Consider the following 3351-nt stretch of genomic DNA (forward strand, 5'->3'; position numbering starts at 1 on the left):
CCGCCGACATCCCCTCCGCGGATGCCGTCATCCCGCCCCCTCCGCCCGAGGCGATGCTGCCGTCCCGCCGGTCGACGCGGAAGCCGGCGGTCTTCGAGGGCGAGCAGCCTGCCGCCGCGGCCGACGACTGGGCGCGTCCCTCGGTCGCCCCCGAGGCGCCGTCATCCGGCAGCTACGGCGTGCTCTCCGCCATCATCTTCATCCTGCTGTTCGTGCTGCTGGCGGCCGCGGTCGCAGCCGCGGTCTACCTCGGGACGAGCATCCCGTTCCCGCTCGCCGATCCCGCGACGGTGTCGACCGCGGCATCCGCCCCGCATCCGGCCTGAGCGGCGGCTGTCCGGCGATCCGGCTGTCCGGCTGTCCGGCTGTCCGGCGATTCGGCCGCAGCTATCCGGCGATCCGGCTGTCCGGCTGTCCCGTGAGGCCGACCCGGCCGCGCGCCGCGGAGGGGCGAGACGCGAGAACGTAGGCCGGCACCGCGACGGCCACGACCACCAGGTGCATCGCCATGAGAGCGACCGCGGCTCCGGTCGTCGTGCCGGGGATGAAGCGGAGGGTCATCAGCAGGACGTCGGGCACGAGCGACAGCAGCGTGAGCACGGGGACGAGCACCCGGAGCGTGCGCCGCGGGTCGCGAGCGCGCCGCTGCACCTGGGTCCAGCCGATCCATCCGGCGACGACGCCGAGGACGGTGAAGAGCGCGAAGGCCGGAGGGGTGAGCGGGCCGTAGCCGGCCGGCGCTCCCGCGGCGAGGGCGAGGGCGGCGATGCCGGCGTTCACGACGATCGCGGCCGCCGCGGCGACGGCGAGGATGATGACGATGCGCATCCTGGAGGGGGCGACGGCGCGTCGAGGGGATGCGGGAGAGACCATGACGACTCCTTGATGGGATGGCGAATTACGGTACCGACTGGAACCGATATATAACGGTACTGCTGAGTACCGGAATATACAATGGGGTCGATGGACAGCGACGAGTCGGGAAGAGGGGCGGGCCGCCCTCGGGATCCGGACCTCGAGCACGGCATCCTCACGGTCGTGCAGGACCTTCTGATCGAGCAGGGCTACGCGGGCGCGACCATCGCCGCCGTCGCGAGTCGCGCACGCTGCGGCAAATCGGCGATCTACCGCCGATGGGCGACGAAGGCCGAGCTCGTCGTCGCCGCCGTCCGCGCGCTGCAGGTGGCGAGCGACCAGCCGGACACCGGGAGCCTGCGCGGAGACCTGATCGCCGCCGCGATGCACTTCGCCGACGCGGACGAGCGATCGGCGACGGTCCTCGCGAGCCTTCTGAGCGAGATCGGGCGGGATGCCGAGCTGCGGGAGGTGGCCTATCGATCGATCGGCGGTCCGCCCGTGGCGGCGATCACCGCCGTGATCGAGCGATGGATCGATCGCGGTGAGGTATCGCCCGACGTTCCGGTGTCGCTGGTCGCCGGCATCGTGCCCACGGCCGCATTCGGAAGCATCAGTCTGCAGAGACGCTCTCTCGACCGGGACCGCGTCGTCGAGCTCGTGGACCGCATCCTCCTCCCGGCTCTCCGCGCGGCGGAACAGCGCCCGTAGACACCGGAAGGGACGGATGCCGGAGCATCCGTCCCTCCTCGCCTTCCCTGTCCGCGCCGTCGCGCGGGCGGAGATCAGGACTCGCGACCGCGGCCGAAGCCCGCGTCGAATCCGCGCTCGTACGCGTGCTGTGCGTGCCGGGCGGAGCGGTGTCCCGCGTGGCGGTCGTGCCCCGGGTGGCGGTCATGCCCGCAGCCGTGGTCTCCGAGGTGTGCGGAGTCGTGGCGGTGCTCGGAGTCGTGTCGGTGCTCGGAGCCTCGCGCGCCGAAGCCGTGCGGGCCGAAGCCGCGCGGGCCGAAGCCGTGCGGGCCGAAGCCGCGCGGGCCGAAGCCGTGCGGGCCGAAGCCGTGCCGGCCGAAGTCCTGCGGGCCGAAGTCGTGGCGGCGACCGCGGCCCCGGGGGAGGGGCGTGCTCTCGTCCCAGCCGAAGGCGCGCGCGATCTGCTCGAGCGACGCGATCGTGGTCGCGAGATCCTCGCGAGAGACGGCGTCGGCGACCTTCGCCCGGATGCCGTCGACGATGGCGCCGAGACGCTCCTTCGCCGCTCGTCCGTCGTCGGTGAGTGCCCAGCCGTCGCCGTCGGCGGCGACCCATCCGCGTTCGATGAGTGCGCGCAGCTTGCGGGCGTTCAGCGGGCGGCGGGCGGGTGCGGTGCCGTCGACGACGTTGAGCAGCCGCCAGTCGCGACGGTCGGCGTGCTCTCCCTCGAACGAGTGGGCGAACTCGGCGGCCATGAGTCGGTCGACCGCCGTGAGCCAGTATCCGAAGGGCCGAGAGGCGCTGAACGTGTGCGCGGCGGAGGGGCCGGCCGCGTCCGGGTTCTCACCGGTGCGGGAGTCGTCGGGGTTGTCGGTGTTGTCGTTCATGTCTGAGGTGTTCATTGCGTGTCCTTGTATGTCAGTGAGCATGTGCTTGTCACAGTGCATGTACATGTAGTGTGACATGCAGTGCAGATGCATGTCAAGTCGCATGTAAAATGAGTCTGTGACCGCCCCGGAGAACGATCCCGCCGACGCCATCGCCCGTGCCCTGTTCCGCCTCCGCGGTCGACGGCCGGGCGACCGAGGTCGAGGGCCCCGCGGAATGGGCGGACCGCAGGGATGGCACGGCGGCCTGCACCCCGACCACTTCGATGAGGACGGTCGGGGGCGCGGAGACGGCCACGTGCACGGGCACGGGCATGCGCACGGAGGCCCCGGCCGTTCCGGATTCCCGGGCATGCCCCCGTGGATGGGCGACCCGTCGGGACGGTTCGGCGGACCCGCGCGAATGCGGATGCTCGAGGCGCTGGCCGCGGCATCCGCCCCGCTGAGCGTCAGCGACCTCGGCGCCGCGATCGGCGTCGACCAGCCGCGGGCGTCCCGGCTCGTGCAGCAGGGCGTCGCCCATGGATTCGTGCGACGCGAAGCCGACCCCGATGATGCTCGACGCACCCGCATCGCGTTGACCGACGAGGGACGCGCGATCGCTCGGGGCATGCGCGGCGAACGGCGCGAGGCGCTCGGCGCCGCGCTCGCGGCGTTCACCGACGACGAGCGCACGGAGCTCGCGCGCCTGCTGACCAAGCTCGCCGACAACTGGGAGGGATGACCCTCCGGACGCGGGGCGGTGCTCTGTGTCTTTTCAGCAGGGATCCGCGCCTTGGGGCGGTGTTCTGTCTGTTGTGCGGGTCTCGGCAGTGCGCGCCGCGCCTGGGTCGGTGATACTTCGGCATGCTTGTGTAGGATGCCGGAATATGCTTCTGATCTGGGCTGTTTCTGCTCGATTCGGGGGTGGGAATGTCGG

At 71.7% G+C, this 3351-nt stretch carries 5 protein-coding genes; 3 read left to right on the plus strand and 2 right to left on the minus strand.

Annotation, left to right across the window (positions count from 1 at the left end):
- On the plus strand, positions 1–326 hold a 326-nt coding region (locus A4X16_RS18135), incomplete at its 5' end, for a hypothetical protein (RefSeq protein WP_197491845.1).
- A 61-nt stretch (positions 327–387) separates the two neighbouring features.
- Here the strand turns inward: A4X16_RS18135 and A4X16_RS13945 are convergent.
- Positions 388–873, minus strand: a complete 486-nt coding sequence (locus A4X16_RS13945; protein ID WP_067121510.1) for a DUF6069 family protein — start codon at positions 871–873, stop codon at positions 388–390.
- Between the two features lie 90 nt (positions 874–963).
- Between A4X16_RS13945 and A4X16_RS13950 the strand changes: the two genes are divergently transcribed.
- Positions 964–1566: a TetR/AcrR family transcriptional regulator gene (locus A4X16_RS13950; protein WP_067121512.1), complete on the plus strand. Its 603-nt coding sequence runs from the start codon at positions 964–966 to the stop codon at positions 1564–1566.
- A gap of 74 nt (positions 1567–1640) precedes the next feature.
- Here A4X16_RS13950 and A4X16_RS17885 read toward each other — a convergent pair whose 3' ends face one another.
- Positions 1641–2447 carry a hypothetical protein gene (locus tag A4X16_RS17885; RefSeq protein ID WP_197491846.1) on the minus strand — a complete coding sequence of 269 codons (807 nt, stop codon included), beginning with the start codon at positions 2445–2447 and terminating at the stop codon, positions 1641–1643.
- A gap of 103 nt (positions 2448–2550) precedes the next feature.
- On the opposite strand from A4X16_RS17885, the gene A4X16_RS18345 reads away from it, so the two are divergent.
- On the plus strand, positions 2551–3156 hold the full coding sequence (locus A4X16_RS18345) for a MarR family winged helix-turn-helix transcriptional regulator (RefSeq protein WP_231880378.1): 606 nt from the start codon (positions 2551–2553) through the stop codon (positions 3154–3156).
- Positions 3157–3351 lie beyond the last annotated feature (195 nt).

The organism is Microbacterium sp. H83, from assembly GCF_001650405.1.
GTDB lineage: Bacteria > Actinomycetota > Actinomycetes > Actinomycetales > Microbacteriaceae > Microbacterium.

Excerpts from the sequence above, each read along its gene's own strand:
- A4X16_RS17885 (WP_197491846.1), bottom strand. The coding sequence starts at position 2,447 with ATGAACACCTCAGACATGAACGACAACACCGACAACCCCGACGACTCC.
- A4X16_RS13945 (WP_067121510.1), bottom strand. The coding sequence starts at position 873 with ATGGTCTCTCCCGCATCCCCTCGACGCGCCGTCGCCCCCTCCAGGATG.
- A4X16_RS13950 (WP_067121512.1), top strand. The coding sequence starts at position 964 with ATGGACAGCGACGAGTCGGGAAGAGGGGCGGGCCGCCCTCGGGATCCG.